Source organism: Polaromonas sp. P1_E12, assembly GCF_056405975.1.
The window spans coordinates 679,586-695,101 of sequence record NZ_JBFUBB010000002.1 but is presented as its reverse complement, the minus strand read 5'-3'; the positions used below and the strand labels follow the sequence as shown (position 1 = coordinate 695,101).

The following is a 15,516-nucleotide window of genomic DNA, read 5'->3' as shown; positions in this document are numbered from 1 at the left end:
TCAGGGCAACCAAACAGAATACGACATTCGGCCGAAAATGGAAATTGCAATCCCCATTCGCCTTGTAGTTGCCCCCGCCATCGCTTTTGACACCTCTTGTAGCCTTTTTTCCGGTCAGCTTGTGACCTAAATCCGTGACCTGAACCCCCTATCGTCGCTTTCGCCTTCTTTTCACTTCTCTGAGGATATTTCATGTCTTTGTTTACCGCTGTCGAAATGGCCCCGCGTGACCCCATCCTGGGCCTGAACGAGCAGTTCAATGCCGATACCAATCCTGCAAAGGTCAACCTGGGCGTGGGCGTGTACTACGACGACAACGGCAAGCTCCCCCTGCTGCAATGCGTACAGGCGGCAGAAAAACTCATGATGGAGTCTCCCAAGGCGCGCGGCTACCTGCCAATTGACGGTATCGCCGCCTACGATGCGGCCGTCAAGGGCCTGGTTTTCGGCGTCGACAGCGAACCTGTCAAAAGCGGCCGAGTAGCCACTGCACAGGGCATTGGCGGCACGGGCGGCCTGAAGATCGGCGCCGACTTCCTCAAAAAGCTCAGCCCCAATGCCAAGGTGCTGATTTCCGACCCAAGCTGGGAAAACCACCGCGCGCTTTTCAGCCAGGCCGGTTTCGTGGTTGAAAGCTATCCTTACTATGACGCAGCCAAGCGCGGCGTCAACTTCGACGGCATGCTCGCCGCCCTCAATGCAGCCGCCGAAGGCACCATCGTCGTGCTGCACGCCTGCTGCCACAACCCGACGGGCTACGACATCACCGCGGCCCAGTGGGACCAGGTGATCGCGGCCGTCAAGGCGCGAAAGCTCACGCCTTTCCTCGACATGGCCTACCAGGGCTTTGGCCACGGCATTGCGGAAGACGGCGCCGTCATCGGTAAATTTGTGGCTGCCGGCCTGAGCTTTTTCGTGTCGACGTCCTTTTCCAAGAGCTTCAGCCTCTACGGCGAACGCGTGGGTGCCCTGTCGGTGCTGTGCGAATCCAAGGACGAAGCCGACCGCGTGCTGTCGCAGCTCAAGCTGGTCATTCGCACCAACTACAGCAACCCGCAGATCCATGGCGGCATGGTGGTGGCCACGGTGCTCAATACCCCCGCGCTGCGCACCCAATGGGAGCAAGAGCTGAGCGAAATGCGTGTGCGCATCAAGGCCATGCGCCAAAAGCTCGTGGACGGCCTGAAGGCCGCCGGCGTCAAGCAGGACATGAGCTTCATCACCGCCCAGATCGGCATGTTCAGCTACTCGGGCCTCAGCAAGGACCAGATGGTGCGCCTGCGCAATGAATTCGGCGTTTACGGCACCGACACCGGCCGCATGTGCGTGGCCGCCCTGAACAGCAAGAACATCGACTACGTCTGCGCGTCGATTGCCAAGGTCGTCTGAGGCCGTACTCCCGGATGAATTCATCCGGGACGCGCTGAAAAACCGCCACAACCGGTTCATTCTGGAACACCTGCCTGCGCTGGGACTGCCCGACGCATGGCTGGTGGCGGGATGCCTCTTCCAGACAATCTGGAACCTGCACGCGGGCCAGCCACCCGAAGCCCACATCAAAGACTACGACCTGTTTTACTTTGACCCTGCCGACCTTTCAGGCGCAGGCGAAGCAGCCGTCAATGAACGTGTCAGCGCCTGCTTTGCGGGCCGGGGCATTGTGGTGGAAGCCAAAAACCAGGCCAGGGTCCATACCTGGTATCAGGAGTATTTCGGCTTCCCCTACCCCGCCCTGCAAAGCTCCCGCGATGGCATCGACCGGTTTCCGGTGAGCTGTACGTGTGTCGGCTTAAGGGCAAATACTGCGGAGCGGACGGATGTAGAGCTTTATGCGCCCAACGGCCTGGCGCAGTTGTACCAGGGCAAGCTCAGCCCCAACCTGCTGTGCAACCACCTGCCGCTGTTCGAGAAAAAGGCGAAGGCTTATCAGGATCGCTGGAGCTGGCTGCAGGTTATCCATCCGCAAGTGGCCTGACCGGCCCCCAGCACGGCAGTGGCAAAAGCCAGGCTCTTCAAAAAAAAACGGCTGCAGACCATGACTGACAAGCGCAAGCAGCTATCAATTCAATAGCACAAAAAGCTATCTGGATTCATCCCCAAATTACTGACCGCATGGAAATGGAGCCAGCCTGGAAGCTGGTGTTGAAAAACCGTATTGGCTCCTTCGCGTCAACCGCGCCCGCCGTATACAGCAGCGGAAGGTAGTGCTCGTGGGTGGGGTGCGCCATCTTCGCCACCTGGCCCAGCTTCTGGAAATTCTGCAGCGCATCCAGATTGCCCTGCTGCAGATAACCACCGATCGTCTGGTCAAACTCCAGCGCCCAGTCGTAGGCCTGGTTACCCGCGGCCCCGCGCTGCATCTGGCGCAGGTTGTGCACGATATTGCCGCTGGCCACGATCAGCACGCCGCGATCCCGCAACGCCTTCAGCTGCTTTGCCAGCGCATAGTGCTCGTCGGGAGCCCGGCTGTAATCCATGCTGAGCTGGATGACCGGGATGTCCGCATCCGGAAACATGGGCTTGAGCACCGACCAGGCACCGTGGTCCAGTCCCCACTCGCCTTCGTCGAGGCCGAGCGGCGCCGATGCGCGCTGCCTGACCAACTGGCTGATCACCTGCGCCGCCGCGGTGTCGCCGGGCGCGGGGTATTGCTGGTCGAAGAGCTCCTGCGGAAAGCCGCCAAAGTCGTGGATGGTTTTGGGCTTGTCCATGGCCGTCAGCCACCAGCCTTCGGTCAGCCAATGGGCGGAAACGCACAGAATCAGCTGCGGCCTGGGGAATTTCGACCCAAACTCGGCGCCCAGCGCCTGCCAGCTGCGCCGGTACTCGTTGTCGCCGATGGCATTCATCGGGCTGCCGTGGCCCACAAAAAGCACCGGCATCCGGTCTGATTTCTTCAGGGAGGCCAGCTGCTCCAGTGCGGAGACGTCAATCGGGGGAAGCATGTTGTTTTTCCTGTTGAAGGGCTGCAGCTTCAGGGCGGGCAAAAACCACCGGCTGCAGGCAGAATGGTAAGTGTTCTTTCAATTCCGCAGGTGGTAGCGGTTTATCGGTCCGCAAGCCAGGCTGGCACCATCGTGGTGCTTTTGGCGTCAACAGTGTGAAAACCGCCCGGTATTGGTGGTTATCCTCAAATCAGTGCGGCAACCCCCTGTTATATTGCACTGCAACATATTACGATTTACCGAAGTAACCCTAACCCCAAGGTCGACCCCGATGCTGTACCAAGTCTATGAAGCCCAACGCACCTTGATGGAGCCCTTTGTCGACTTTGCGCAAGCCGCTGCAAAGCTCTACGGCAATCCCCTGTCGCCCATGGGCCAAAACCCGTTTGCACAACGCGTAGCCGCCGGCTACAGCCTGATTTACCGATTGGGCAAAGACTACGAAAAACCGGCTTTTGACATCCGGACGGTGGATGTCAACGGCACCGAGGTCAGCATCCACGAACGCGTGGAAATCGACAAGCCCTTTTGCGAGCTGCGCCGCTTCAAGCGCTTCACCGACGATCCCGCCACGCTGACAGGCCTGAAGGGCGAGCCCGCCGTGCTGATCGTGGCGCCGCTGTCGGGCCACTATGCAACCTTGCTCCGGGACACGGTCAAGACCATGCTCAAAGACCACAAGGTCTACATCACCGACTGGAAAAATGCGCGCACCGTGCCGCTTTCTGAAGGTTCATTCAACCTGGACGACTACGTCAACTACGTCCAGGAGTTCATTCGCCACCTCCAGGGTATTTACGGCAATTGCCACGTCATCAGCGTTTGCCAGCCCACTGTGCCGGTGCTCGCTGCCGTGTCGCTGATGGCCTCCCGAGGCGAAACGACGCCCTTGAGCATGACCATGATGGGCGGCCCGATCGATGCCCGAAAATCGCCTACGGCCGTGAACAACCTGGCCATGAACAAGAGCTACGAGTGGTTTGAAAACAATGTGATTTACCGCGTGCCGAGCAACTTTCCGGGCGCAGGCCGCCGCGTCTACCCCGGCTTTTTGCAGCACACCGGCTTCGTCGCGATGAACCCCGACCGCCACGCCAGCAGCCACTACGACTACTTCAAGGACCTGCTCAAAGGTGATGACGCCAGTGCCGAGGCGCACCGCAAGTTCTACGACGAGTACAACGCCGTGCTCGACATGGACGCCGACTACTACCTTGACACCATCAAGACGGTGTTCCAGGAATTCAAGCTGGTCAACGGCACCTGGGACGTCAAGGGCGTGGATGGCCAAATTGAGCGTGTGCGGCCCGAAGACATCAAGACCACAGCCCACTTCACGGTCGAAGGCGAGCTGGACGATATCTCGGGCTCTGGCCAGACCGAGGCAGCACACGGTCTTTGCCACAACATCCCCAAGGCACTGCAAAAGCACCTGGAAGTCAAGGGCGCGGGCCACTACGGGATTTTCAGCGGCCGCCGCTGGCGCGAGATTGTCTACCCGCAGGTCAAGGCCTTCATTCTTGAGAACAATCGGGCTCCAACCCAATCCAAGCGTGCGCCAGCAGCTACCAAAACGATAGCAAAACCGGTGCGCACCGCAGCAGCAAAGCCTGCCGCCAAAGCCGCCCCGAAGGCCGCAGCAAAGCCGGCGGCAAAAAAAGCAGCACGCAGCAAGAAGGCTTGAGGGCGGCGGCAAGGCCGGAGTCGCGAAGGTAGAGCGCAGGCAGAGCGGGCCATGACTGGTAGGACAATAGGCGGGTGACCTCCCCCCCCGACTCCAGCCTTTTCGAGCGCATCAACGCCGCACTGCCCCAAACCCAGTGCACCCGCTGCGGCTATCCTGACTGCGCGGCGTATGCCACGGCCATTGCAACAGGTCAGGCCCCCATCAACCAATGCCCGCCAGGCGGCGCCGAAGGCGTGCAGCGGCTGTCGGCCATCACCGGTCAGCCCGTTCAGCCGCTCAATCCCGCCAACGGTACCGAAGGCCCACGTGCTGTCGCCTTCATCGATGAAGACTGGTGCATAGGCTGCACCTTGTGCATCAAGGCCTGTCCGACCGACGCCATCATGGGCAGCAACAAGATGATGCACACCGTCATCGAGCCCTGGTGCACAGGCTGTGAGCTGTGCATACCGGTCTGCCCTGTCGACTGCATCAGCCTGGAAAACGTCACCGGCGAGCGCACGGGCTGGACGGCATGGTCTCCGCAAGAGGCCGACACCGCCAGAGCCCGTTATGAATTCCATCAGAACCGGTACAGGAACAGCACAAGCCCGGAGGACAAAGGCGCAGGGAAAGCGAAAAACCCGCCACAGGCCCCGCTACCAGCTTCAGCTGCACGCCCCGAGGGCGACCCCGCCGTGGCGGACCGCAAGCGCATGGTGATTGAGGCCGCCCTGGCCCGGGCCCGTGTGCAGCGCGAAAAAAGCGGCAAAAAAGACTGAGCAGCCCCTCAGCCCAGGGCAGAGAAAGCCTTGATCACCTCGGGCGGTGCCTGCACCAATTCAATCAGTACACCTTCACCCGAAACAGGAAACTCATCGTTAGCCTTGGGGTGCAGGAAACAGATGTCAAAACCCGCTGCGCCCTTGCGAATGCCGCCGGGTGCAAAGCGCACACCCTTGGCTGTCAGCCAATCGACGGCTTTGGGCAGGTCGTCTATCCACAGGCCCACGTGGTTGAGCGGCGTGGTGTGCACCGCGGGTTTCTTGTCCACATCCAGTGGCTGCATCAGGTCAACTTCGACCTTGAACGGGCCGCTGCCGATCGCGCAGATGTCTTCATCGACGTTTTCACGTTCGCTGACAAAGTTGCCGGTGACTTCCAGGCCCAGCATGTCGACCCACAGCGTGCGCAGCCGGTCTTTGCTGGTGGCACCGATGGCGATCTGCTGGATGCCCAGCACTTTGAAGGGTCGAGTGGCACTCATGCCTGGAACTCCACAATCGGCTGGTCCACGCTGAGCGATTCGCCCTTGGCCGCCAGCACCTTGCCGACCACGCCGTCGGCTACGGCAAACAGCACGTTCTCCATCTTCATCGCCTCAATCACGGCCACGCGCTCACCGGCCTGCACTTTCTGACCCACCTGCACGGCCACATCCACCAGCAAGCCCGGCATGGGCGAGAGCACATAGCGGCTCATGTCCGGCGGCGCCTTGTAGGGCATGAGCGCATGCAGCTGCGCCGCGCGCGGCGACAGCACCAGCGCATCCAGCCGTGTGCCGTTGTGCGCAATGCGGATGGCCAGCGGGTTGCGGCCCACACCGCGCTCCACCTGCGCGGCGAAAGGCTGCCCATTCACCGTGCCGCGTATGCGCGCGCCGCCCAGATGCCAGTTGCTACAAATTTCATAGCTACCGGCGCCCGTATCTACTGTGCCGGAGCCCGATTGGGCTTGATAATTTCGCACCGTTACAGGGTGCTGCGTGTTCTGCCCCGCAGCGCCCAGGCTCACCACAACGAACTCTTCCCCCACCGTCACGCCATGGCCCGGCAGCTGTCCGCTGATGCCGGCGGCACGGCCCAGCATGCGGCGATTGACGTAAGCAGCCAACGCCAGCAGGAACGAAGGATCGTCATGCGGCACGTCTTCGGCATGAAAGCCTTTGCTGTAGTTCTCGGCAATAAAGCCCGTGTTGAAGTCACCCGCCACAAATTTCGGATGCGCCAGCAAGGCCGCCTGGAAAGGAATGTTGCTGGAGATGCCGCGGATCACAAAACCATTAAGCGCCTCACGCATCTTGGCAATCGCCTCCTTGCGATCCTTGCCGTGCACGATGAGCTTGGCAATCATCGAGTCATAAAACATCGGGATCTCGCCGCCATCCTGCACGCCGGTGTCAACACGCACACCGTACAGCTGCGAGATGTCGGCCGCAAACATGGTCTCCTTGGGCGGCTGAAAGCGCACCAGCCGTCCGGTGGAAGGCAAAAAGCTGCGGAACGGGTCTTCGGCGTTGATACGGCACTCAATCGCCCAGCCGCTACGCTGCACATCCTTCTGCGCAATCGGTAGTTTCTCGCCAGCCGCCACGCGAATCATCAGCTCCACCAGGTCCAGCCCCGTGATGCATTCCGTCACCGGGTGCTCCACCTGCAGGCGGGTGTTCATTTCGAGGAAGTAAAAGCTCTGGTCCTTGCCGACCACAAACTCCACCGTGCCAGCGCTCTGGTACTTCACGGCCTTGGCCAAGGCCACCGCCTGTTCGCCCATGGCCTTGCGCGTCGCGTCGCTGATGAAAGGCGACGGCGCCTCTTCAATCACCTTTTGGTGGCGCCGCTGGATGGAGCACTCGCGTTCGTTCAGGTAAATCACATTGCCGTGGCTGTCACCCAGCAGCTGAATCTCGATATGGCGAGGTTCCTCGACAAATTTCTCGATAAAGACGCGGTCGTCGCCAAAGCTGTTCCTCGCTTCATTGCGGCAGCTCGTGAAACCTTCGAATGCTTCCTTGTCGTTAAAGGCCACCCGCAAGCCCTTGCCCCCGCCGCCGGCCGAGGCCTTGATCATCACCGGGTAACCGATGCCCTTGGCAATCTCCACCGCCTTCTCGGCCGTTTCAATCGCATCGTTCACGCCGGGAATGCAATTCACACCCGCCGCACCGGCCAGCTTTTTCGATTCGATCTTGTCGCCCATGGCGGCAATCGAATAGTGCTTGGGACCGATAAAGATGATGCCCTCTTCCTCGACCCGCTTGGCAAAGCCCGCGTTCTCGCTCAGGAAGCCGTAGCCGGGGTGCACCGCCTGCGCGCCGGTCTGCTTACAGGCCGCGATGATCTTGTCGGCCTGCAGATAACTGTCACGGCTGGGCGCGGGGCCGATGTTGACGGCTTCGTCCGCCAGTTCGACATGGCGCGCGTCCTTGTCGGCGTCAGAATAGACGGCAACGGTCTGGATACCCATCTTGCGGGCTGTCTTGATGACCCGGCAGGCGATCTCACCTCGATTTGCGATCAGTATTTTTTTAAACATCATTGAGCCTGTCTTCGTTAACCGCCTCAGCGGTTGATAAACATCGTGTAAATCGGTGGATTTTGTGAGCGATCGACAAACACGTAAGCGATGCCGTCCGAGCAGAAGTTGGCGACCTCGGCCGCACTGCCACTCTCCAGTTCTACCCAGTTGTCAATCTGCAGAAACAGCCGGCCGGGCGGCATCCGCTGCGCACCGTTGGCGGTCCAATAGGGAACGCCTCCACTTTTGGTGCACCAGGGGCTCTCCCAGTCGTGGGGGTGTCCAAGCTCCGGCGGCAGCTCAAAGTGGCGGGTGTAATCGTAAAAGGCCTCTTCGAGCTCGGGCGGCGCGCCATCGTCGTCAGTGCGCCAGCTCACGACGCCCAACTCGGACAGCACAGCCGGCAGCCCGTCGCTGGCAGCGGCGGGCGGGTCGGTTGCAAGCGTGCCCAGTTGGCTTTGCGGCACCGTGAAGGCGGCGTTTGCGCCGGCATCAGACTCCCAGAAGCTGCAGATACTGTCCCACTCGCACTTGAAAAGGAACAGCACTTCGCCATCCGCGAGCGGAAGTTCAGGAACAGCGGCCGGCAGTTGCGCAAGATGGCTCATGGCCCGCCCGCACTCCTTGCAAACGGGCCAAAGATGCGCGGGCAGCCCCCAGGGCAAGCCGCCCAGCTTGGGCACAAGGCCGGGTGCCGCGCCTTCGCGGAATCGGGGATAGTGGCTGATCATGCTACGTTCACAGCGGGATGTTGCCGTGCTTGCGCCACGGGTTCTCAATCTTCTTGTCCCGCAACATCACCAACGAACGGCAGATGCGCTTGCGCGTCTCATGCGGCAAGATCACGTCGTCGATAAACCCACGCGCGCCCGCGACGAATGGGTTGGCAAAGCGAGCCTTGTATTCGGCCTCTTTGGCAGCCAGCTTGGCCGGGTCGCCCTTGTCTTCACGAAAGATGATTTCCACCGCGCCCTTGGCGCCCATCACGGCAATCTCGGCGTTAGGCCAGGCGAAGTTGACGTCGCCGCGCAGATGTTTGGAGCTCATCACGTCATAAGCGCCGCCATAGGCCTTGCGCGTGATGACAGTGATCTTCGGTACCGTGCATTCGGCATAGGCATACAGCAGCTTGGCGCCGTGCTTGATGATGCCGCCGTATTCCTGTGACGTGCCGGGCATGAAGCCGGGCACGTCGACAAAAGTAATGACCGGGATATTGAAGGCATCGCAAAAGCGTACAAAGCGCGCTGCCTTGATGGAGCTCTTGATGTCCAGACAACCAGCGAGCACCAAAGGCTGGTTGGCGACGATGCCCACCGTCTGCCCCTCCATGCGAGCAAAACCAATGATGATGTTCTTCGCGTACTCGGGCTGAATCTCGAAGAAATCGCCGTCGTCCACCGTCTTGACGATGAGTTCCTTCATGTCGTACGGCTTGTTCGGGTTCTCAGGCACCAGCGTGTCCAGGCTGAGGTCCATGCGGCCAGCCGGGTCGGCGCTGGGGCGCACCGGAGCCTTTTCGCGGTTGTTCAGCGGCAGGTAGTTGTACAGGCGACGCAGCATCAGAAGCGCCTCGACGTCGTTCTCGAATGCCAGGTCGGCCACGCCGCTGCGCGTGGTGTGGGTGGTGGCGCCGCCCAGCTCCTCGGCCGTGACTTCCTCGTGGGTCACGGTCTTGACGACCTCAGGACCCGTGACAAACATGTAGGAGCTGTCCTTGACCATGAAGATGAAGTCGGTCATGGCGGGGGAATACACGGCGCCGCCGGCGCTCGGCCCCATGATCATGCTGATCTGCGGAATCACGCCGCTGGCCATCACGTTGCGCTGAAACACATCGGCATAACCGCCCAGCGAAGCCACGCCCTCCTGGATGCGGGCGCCGCCCGAGTCGTTGAGGCCAATAACAGGTGCGCCCACCTTCATGGCCTGGTCCATCACCTTGCAGATTTTCTCGGCATGGGCTTCGCTCAGGGCACCGCCGAACACGGTGAAATCCTGGCTGAAGACAAACACCAAACGGCCGTTGATCATGCCGTAGCCAGTGACCACACCGTCGCCGGGAACCTTGTTGTTTTCCATGCCGAAGTCGGTGCAGCGGTGCTCGACAAACATGTCCCATTCTTCAAACGTGCCTTCGTCGAGCAGCAGTTCCAGCCGCTCGCGCGCCGTCAGCTTGCCTTTGCCGTGTTGCGCATCGATGCGCTTTTGCCCGCCGCCCAGGCGCGCCGCAGCGCGTTTCTTTTCGAGTTGTTCAAGGATTTCTTGCATGGTGTATTCCGCAATGGTGGGACGGTGAAATTTATTTAACGGGTTCAAACAAAAGGCGCGCGGCGGCCTGGCTCATACGGCGTGAGTCATGCCCCACGCCCGGCACGGTGACACGCTCCCAGGCCAGGGGGGTGCCCAGCTTCTGCGCCTGCGTCTGGGCCTGCTCGAAGAAGTGGGTGCCGCGCTCAAAGCGGTTCACGCCCTGGGCGGTGGCTTGCCTGGCCTTGGGAAGGTTGGCCTCATCGGTTTTTATGTCAGTTTCACCGAGCAGCACGATCAGCTTGCGGGCAAAAACCTGCCTGAGTTTGTCGGGGCTGACAATGCTTTCGTTAAGCGCGTAAGGGAATTTGTCTTCCATCAGACCTGGATAGCGGGGCATGGTGTAACTGCCGGCATTGGCCGCCACGGCGACTGAAACGCGGGGTGCCTCGGTCAGCAGCATGAAGCGGTGCACAAACTGCCCACCTGCCGAGTGGCCGAACAGCAGGTAGTCGCTCGCCGCGAGGCCCTCACCAGCACGGACAAAATCAAAAAGATGCTCGACGATCTGGAAAGACCACTGGGCACGATCACGGCTTTCAATGCCGCCCATGTTGAACAACCTGGAAGAAAACCGCGCCTCGTCAAACTCCGGGGCCAGCACGATGAGTTTATTTTTCTCCGCAAAGGGCATCCAGTTGTCGCGCATGCGCGAGCCCTGCCGCTCCGCGCCGTGGATCACCATCATCACCCGCGCATCCGGACCAGCGCTGCGCGCCTTGTAGTAATGCACCGTGACGGGCTTGTCCGCGAAATAGCCTTTGTCGGTGAAGACAAAACTCTGCGGCTCGCCGGCGACCATGCCGCCGGCCCAGGCGAGGCAGGCCTGCAGAAGCAGTATGCAAAGAATGGCGATTTTCTTCATGAGTTCCCCTCTTTGGATGCCAGGGCCAACAAGCTCCTCGCAGCTGTCGATGCCGCCACTTCGCCACGCGCCACCTCAGCGAGCAGGCCGGGCAGGCGCTCGCGCACTTGCGGATCCTGGCGGAAAGCCTGCTTGAGGCCGGCGTCTATGCGTTCCCACATCCAGGCCAGCGACTGCTGCTTGCGGCGTGCTGCCAGCTGGCCGTTGGCGGTCTGTAGGGCCTTGAACTGCGTCACGGCTTTCCAGAACACGTCCACGCCCTTGTTGTGAAGGGCGCTGAGCTGGATGACTTGCGGGTGCCAGTTCTTGTCGAAGCTGGCGGCCTGCGTGCTATTCATGGCGTTATTGACCAGGCCGAACAGGCGCATGGCGGAAGTAATCTGCGCCTCGGCCCGCATCGCCGCGTCGGCATCGATGTCGGCCTTGTTGATGATGACCAGGTCGGCCAGCTCCATCACGCCTTTTTTGATGGCTTGCAGGTCGTCGCCGGCATTGGGTAGTTGCATCAGCACAAACATGTCGGTCATATTGGCGACGGCGGTTTCGCTCTGCCCCACACCGACAGTTTCTACGATCACCACGTCGTACCCGGCGGCCTCGCACACCAACATGGCCTCTCGCGTCTTCTCGGCCACGCCGCCCAGGTTGCCGCTGGAAGGGCTGGGCCGGATGTAGGCACGTTCATGCACCGAGAGCTTTTCCATGCGGGTCTTGTCACCCAGGATGGAGCCACCCGAGACTGAAGAGGAAGGATCGACGGTAAGCACAGCGACACGGTGGCCCTGCGCGATCAGGTAGAGGCCCAGCACTTCGATGAAGGTGGACTTGCCCACGCCGGGCACGCCGCTGATGCCCAGGCGCATGGCTTTGCCGGTATGGGGCAGCAAAGCAGTCAGCAACTCGTCGCCTTGTGCCCGGTGGTCGGCGCGGGTGGACTCCAGCAGCGTGATGGCCTTGGCGATGGCGCGGCGCTGCACCATTGGGTCCGGGCCCATGATGGCCTGGAGGAAATCGGGCGCGGCCATCACGTCGCCAACTCCGTCACTGACCATTCATAGTGCAGATCCACGCCCTCTTCGCCTTGCAGCACAAAACCGTGGCGCAGGTAGAAACGGTTGGCATCACTTTCTTTCAGCGCGGTGAGCCTGACAACCAGACCGCGCTCGCGCGCCTGGGCCAGCACCAGCCGCAGTACCCATGCGCCTATGCCCTGGCCGCTGGCACTGCTGCGCAAATACAGGTGATCAAGCCGCAGGGCCGCTTCGCCTTCAGGCTTGAGCGTGAAAAAACCCACACGCTCGCCATCGAGCAGGATGTGTTGCATGTGCTGCGGAATGAATCCCGCTAACAGGCGCTCGCGCGAGCGCGCAAGGTCAAAGCGCCCGACACGCTCCAGGCTGGGGCGCATGGCGTCGACGCGCAAGGCCAGCATGTCCTCGAAGTCGCCGGCAAGCACCGGCTGCAAGGACAAGCGGGAACTGATGTCTGTCACCGCACACTCCTTTCGCAACAACGGCTTGAATCTGGTCCCGCACATCCGCGGTGCCGGCCAGGATCAACGCGGATGGACTCCATCAGCATGACGACTTTGGCGATGGCGCGGCGCTGGGCCATCGCATCGCCGTCTAGCAGGGCGGTCAGGGTATTCATTGCTTTACCAGCAGGCTTGGCAGTCAACATCAATACTCATGACCCGTCCACTCCTGTGCTCCAGCAGCAGACCGGCACATTCCCCCAGTAGCTTTATCGGGGAGGGCATCCTGGCGCTGATCGGAACCCCGAATTTCTGGCTCACAGATGAAAGCGTCTCGCCAATTTGAACTTGCCTGAGAAAATGCCAATGGGGTTCATTGACCTTGAAGGTCAAAACGCTGATGTCCTGCGACTTCTTCGTTACCAGCAACCTGGCGTTCAAGCCCACAAAATCGAGCGTCCTTATCTCGCAGGAATTTTCTGGCTCGCAATACTCCCCAGCAGACTCGACCGTCTGGCTTTTCACCTTACCCAAAGCCACAGCCTCGCTTAGCTTTTTAGGGAATGAGGACTGCAATTCGCTACAAATCAACGCTGGATCGGCTTTGCTTGTCCTGATCCACTCTTGCGGCGGGTTTGCATACGCATTGAGCGCACCGGCAAGCAGCATGATGGGACTGAGCCTCAAAAACACCCTGAAAATCACTTCAACGCAGCCCGAATCTGTTCCAGCACGTCCTTGGCACTCGCCGGAATCGGCGTACCCGGGCCGTAGATGCCTTTCACGCCGGCCTCGTACAGCATCTCGTAATCCTGTCGCGGAATCACGCCGCCGACAAACACGATGATGTCATCGGCGCCCTGCTTCTTGAGCTCGGCGATGATGGCCGGCACCAGTGTCTTGTGGCCGGCCGCCAGCGTGGAGACGCCCACCGCATGCACGTCGTTCTCAATCGCCTGGCGCGCGCATTCTTCGGGCGTCTGGAACAGCGGGCCCATGTCCACGTCAAAGCCCAAATCGGCAAAGGCCGTGGCCACCACCTTGGCGCCGCGGTCATGGCCGTCCTGGCCGAGTTTGGAAATCATCACGCGTGGACGGCGGCCCTGCTCTTCAGCGAAGGCGTTGATTTCGGTCTTGAGCGTTTCCCAGCCTTCGGCGGAGTCATAAGCAGCAGCGTACACACCGGTCACCTTTTGTGTATCGGCGCGGTGGCGCCCGTAGACTTTCTCGAGGGCATCGCTGACCTCACCCACCGTGGCACGCAGGCGCACGGCCTTGATGCTGAGGTCCAGCAAATTGCCGTTGTTATTTTCGGCGGCGGCCGTCAGCGCGTCCAGCGCAACCTGTACTGCGGCGTTGTCCCGCTTGGCCTTGATGGCCTTGAGCCTTGTGATCTGCCCGTCGCGCACCGCCACGTTGTCGATGTCGCGCGACTCGATGGCGTCTTCGGTTTTGAGCTTGTATTTGTTGACGCCGACGATGACGTCCTTGCCGCTGTCGATGCGCGCCTGCTTTTCAGCGGCAGCCGCTTCGATCTTGAGCTTGGCCCAACCGCTGTCGACGGCCTTGGTCATGCCGCCCATGGCCTCGACTTCTTCAATGATGGCCCAGGCAGCGTCAGCCATGTCCTGCGTGAGCTTTTCCATCATGTAGCTGCCGGCCCAGGGGTCGATCACGTGGGGGATATGGGTTTCTTCCTGGATGATGAGTTGGGTGTTGCGGGCGATGCGGGCGCTGAACTCGGTGGGCAGTGCAATCGCCTCGTCAAACGAATTGGTGTGCAGGCTTTGCGTTCCGCCAAACACGGCCGCCATGGCTTCGATGGTGGTGCGCACCACGTTGTTGTAGGGGTCCTGCTCGGTCAGGCTCCAGCCGGAGGTCTGGCAGTGCGTGCGCAGCATCAGGCTCTTGGGGCTCTTGGCGTTGAAGCCTTTCATGATGCGGCACCACAGCAGGCGCGCGGCGCGCATCTTGGCGACTTCAAGGTAGAAGTTCATGCCGATGGCCCAGAAGAAACTCAGGCGCCCGGCGAATTCATCCACGTCCAGGCCCTTGCCCAGCGCGGTTTTCACATACTCTTTTCCATCGGCCAAGGTGAAGGCCAGCTCTAGCGCCTGGTTGGCACCGGCTTCCTGCATGTGGTAACCCGAGATCGAGATCGAATTGAACTTCGGCATGTTCTGCGCCGTGTATTCAATGATGTCGCCAATGATGCGGATGCTGGGCTGCGGCGGAAAGATGTAGGTGTTGCGGACCATGAACTCCTTGAGGATGTCGTTCTGGATGGTTCCGCTCAATTTGTCCTGGCTCACGCCCTGCTCTTCGGCCGCGACCACATAGCCGGCTAAAACCGGCAGCACCGCACCGTTCATGGTCATGGAGACGCTGACCTTGTCCAGCGGGATCTGGTCGAACAGGATTTTCATGTCCTCGACCGAATCAATCGCCACACCGGCCTTGCCCACGTCGCCGGTCACACGCGGATGGTCGCTGTCGTAACCGCGGTGCGTGGCCAGGTCGAACGCCACCGACACGCCCTGCCCTCCCGCGGCCAACGCCTTGCGATAGAAAGCATTCGACTCCTCAGCCGTGGAAAAGCCGGCGTACTGGCGAATCGTCCAGGGACGCACCGCATACATGGTGGCCTGCGGCCCCCGAATGAAAGGCTCAAAACCCGGCAGCGTATTGGTATGGGGAAGGTCTTTGGTGTCCTCAGCGGTGTAGAGCGGCTTGACGCTGATGCCGTCAGGCGTCTGCCAGTTCAACCCGCCCACATCGCCGCCGGGCGCTGATTTGGCAGCGGCTCTGGCCCACACCTCGAGGCTGGCTGCGGGAAATTCAGGTTCTTTGCTGGGCTTGGACATAGGATGGGTTACCGTAACGGGTCTTCACGCCGGGCGTCGCGATGGGAACAGCATAGGCTCAGCATGAGAGGAAGTCATGAATCCGGTCAAGTTTA

At 60.8% G+C, this 15,516-nt stretch carries 15 protein-coding genes; 4 read left to right on the top strand and 11 right to left on the bottom strand.

Annotated elements, in window-relative coordinates; genetic code table 11:
• Positions 1–192 precede the first annotated feature (192 nt).
• Together AC1D13_RS09075 and AC1D13_RS09070 are read left to right on the top strand one after the other, a co-directional pair.
• Positions 193–1,389 carry an amino acid aminotransferase gene (locus tag AC1D13_RS09075; protein WP_477665772.1) on the top strand — a complete coding sequence of 399 codons (1,197 nt, stop codon included), beginning with the start codon at positions 193–195 and terminating at the stop codon, positions 1,387–1,389.
• On the top strand, positions 1,373–1,975 hold the full coding sequence (locus AC1D13_RS09070) for a nucleotidyltransferase family protein (protein ID WP_477689381.1): 603 nt from the start codon (positions 1,373–1,375) through the stop codon (positions 1,973–1,975). The genes AC1D13_RS09075 and AC1D13_RS09070 overlap by 17 nt, the downstream gene beginning before the upstream one ends.
• Before the next feature lie 115 nt (positions 1,976–2,090).
• On the opposite strand, the gene ygiD is transcribed toward AC1D13_RS09070, so the two are convergent.
• Positions 2,091–2,945, bottom strand: coding sequence for a 4,5-DOPA-extradiol-dioxygenase (ygiD, locus tag AC1D13_RS09065; RefSeq protein WP_477665770.1), 855 nt, complete (start codon positions 2,943–2,945; stop codon positions 2,091–2,093).
• Between the two features lie 271 nt (positions 2,946–3,216).
• Here ygiD and AC1D13_RS09060 point away from each other — a divergent pair, with 271 nt between their 5' ends.
• Both AC1D13_RS09060 and rsxB read left to right on the top strand, forming a co-directional pair.
• Positions 3,217–4,629, top strand: a complete 1,413-nt coding sequence (locus AC1D13_RS09060) for a polyhydroxyalkanoate depolymerase (RefSeq protein WP_477665769.1) — start codon at positions 3,217–3,219, stop codon at positions 4,627–4,629.
• Between the two features lie 74 nt (positions 4,630–4,703).
• The gene (gene rsxB, locus AC1D13_RS09055; RefSeq protein ID WP_457280410.1) at positions 4,704–5,393 is read left to right on the top strand and encodes an electron transport complex subunit RsxB; all 690 of its coding nucleotides are present in this window, start codon (positions 4,704–4,706) and stop codon (positions 5,391–5,393) included.
• Positions 5,394–5,401: 8 nt separating this feature from the next.
• Here the strand turns inward: rsxB and AC1D13_RS09050 are convergent, their stop codons facing one another.
• The 10 genes from AC1D13_RS09050 to scpA form a co-directional block, all read right to left on the bottom strand.
• Positions 5,402–5,878: a VOC family protein gene (locus AC1D13_RS09050; protein WP_477689380.1), complete on the bottom strand. Its 477-nt coding sequence runs from the start codon at positions 5,876–5,878 to the stop codon at positions 5,402–5,404.
• Positions 5,875–7,926 carry an acetyl-CoA carboxylase biotin carboxylase subunit gene (locus AC1D13_RS09045; protein WP_457280408.1) on the bottom strand — a complete coding sequence of 684 codons (2,052 nt, stop codon included), beginning with the start codon at positions 7,924–7,926 and terminating at the stop codon, positions 5,875–5,877. The genes AC1D13_RS09050 and AC1D13_RS09045 overlap by 4 nt, the downstream gene beginning before the upstream one ends.
• Positions 7,927–7,952: 26 nt before the next feature.
• The gene (locus tag AC1D13_RS09040) at positions 7,953–8,516 is read right to left on the bottom strand and encodes a hypothetical protein (protein ID WP_457306605.1); all 564 of its coding nucleotides are present in this window, start codon (positions 8,514–8,516) and stop codon (positions 7,953–7,955) included.
• Positions 8,517–8,646: 130 nt separating this feature from the next.
• Entirely contained in the window at positions 8,647–10,179 is a 1,533-nt protein-coding gene (locus AC1D13_RS09035) for an acyl-CoA carboxylase subunit beta (RefSeq protein WP_477665768.1), read from the bottom strand.
• Between the two features lie 31 nt (positions 10,180–10,210).
• Positions 10,211–11,083: an alpha/beta hydrolase family protein gene (locus AC1D13_RS09030; RefSeq protein WP_477689379.1), complete on the bottom strand. Its 873-nt coding sequence runs from the start codon at positions 11,081–11,083 to the stop codon at positions 10,211–10,213.
• A complete protein-coding gene (gene meaB, locus AC1D13_RS09025; protein ID WP_477689442.1) occupies positions 11,080–12,108 on the bottom strand; it encodes a methylmalonyl Co-A mutase-associated GTPase MeaB in 1,029 nt (342 codons plus the stop codon). The genes AC1D13_RS09030 and meaB overlap by 4 nt, the downstream gene beginning before the upstream one ends.
• Positions 12,108–12,575 carry a GNAT family N-acetyltransferase gene (locus AC1D13_RS09020; protein WP_477689378.1) on the bottom strand — a complete coding sequence of 156 codons (468 nt, stop codon included), beginning with the start codon at positions 12,573–12,575 and terminating at the stop codon, positions 12,108–12,110. Before AC1D13_RS09020 ends, meaB begins: the two co-directional genes overlap by 1 nt.
• Positions 12,572–12,733, bottom strand: coding sequence for a hypothetical protein (locus tag AC1D13_RS09015; RefSeq protein ID WP_457280403.1), 162 nt, complete (start codon positions 12,731–12,733; stop codon positions 12,572–12,574). Before AC1D13_RS09015 ends, AC1D13_RS09020 begins: the two co-directional genes overlap by 4 nt.
• A 4-nt stretch (positions 12,734–12,737) precedes the next feature.
• Positions 12,738–13,226 carry a hypothetical protein gene (locus AC1D13_RS09010; RefSeq protein ID WP_477689377.1) on the bottom strand — a complete coding sequence of 163 codons (489 nt, stop codon included), beginning with the start codon at positions 13,224–13,226 and terminating at the stop codon, positions 12,738–12,740.
• Positions 13,227–13,258: 32 nt separating this feature from the next.
• Positions 13,259–15,421 (bottom strand): methylmalonyl-CoA mutase, encoded by a 2,163-nt coding sequence (gene scpA, locus AC1D13_RS09005; protein ID WP_457280401.1) that lies wholly within the window; start codon positions 15,419–15,421, stop codon positions 13,259–13,261.
• Positions 15,422–15,516: the final 95 nt, after the last annotated feature.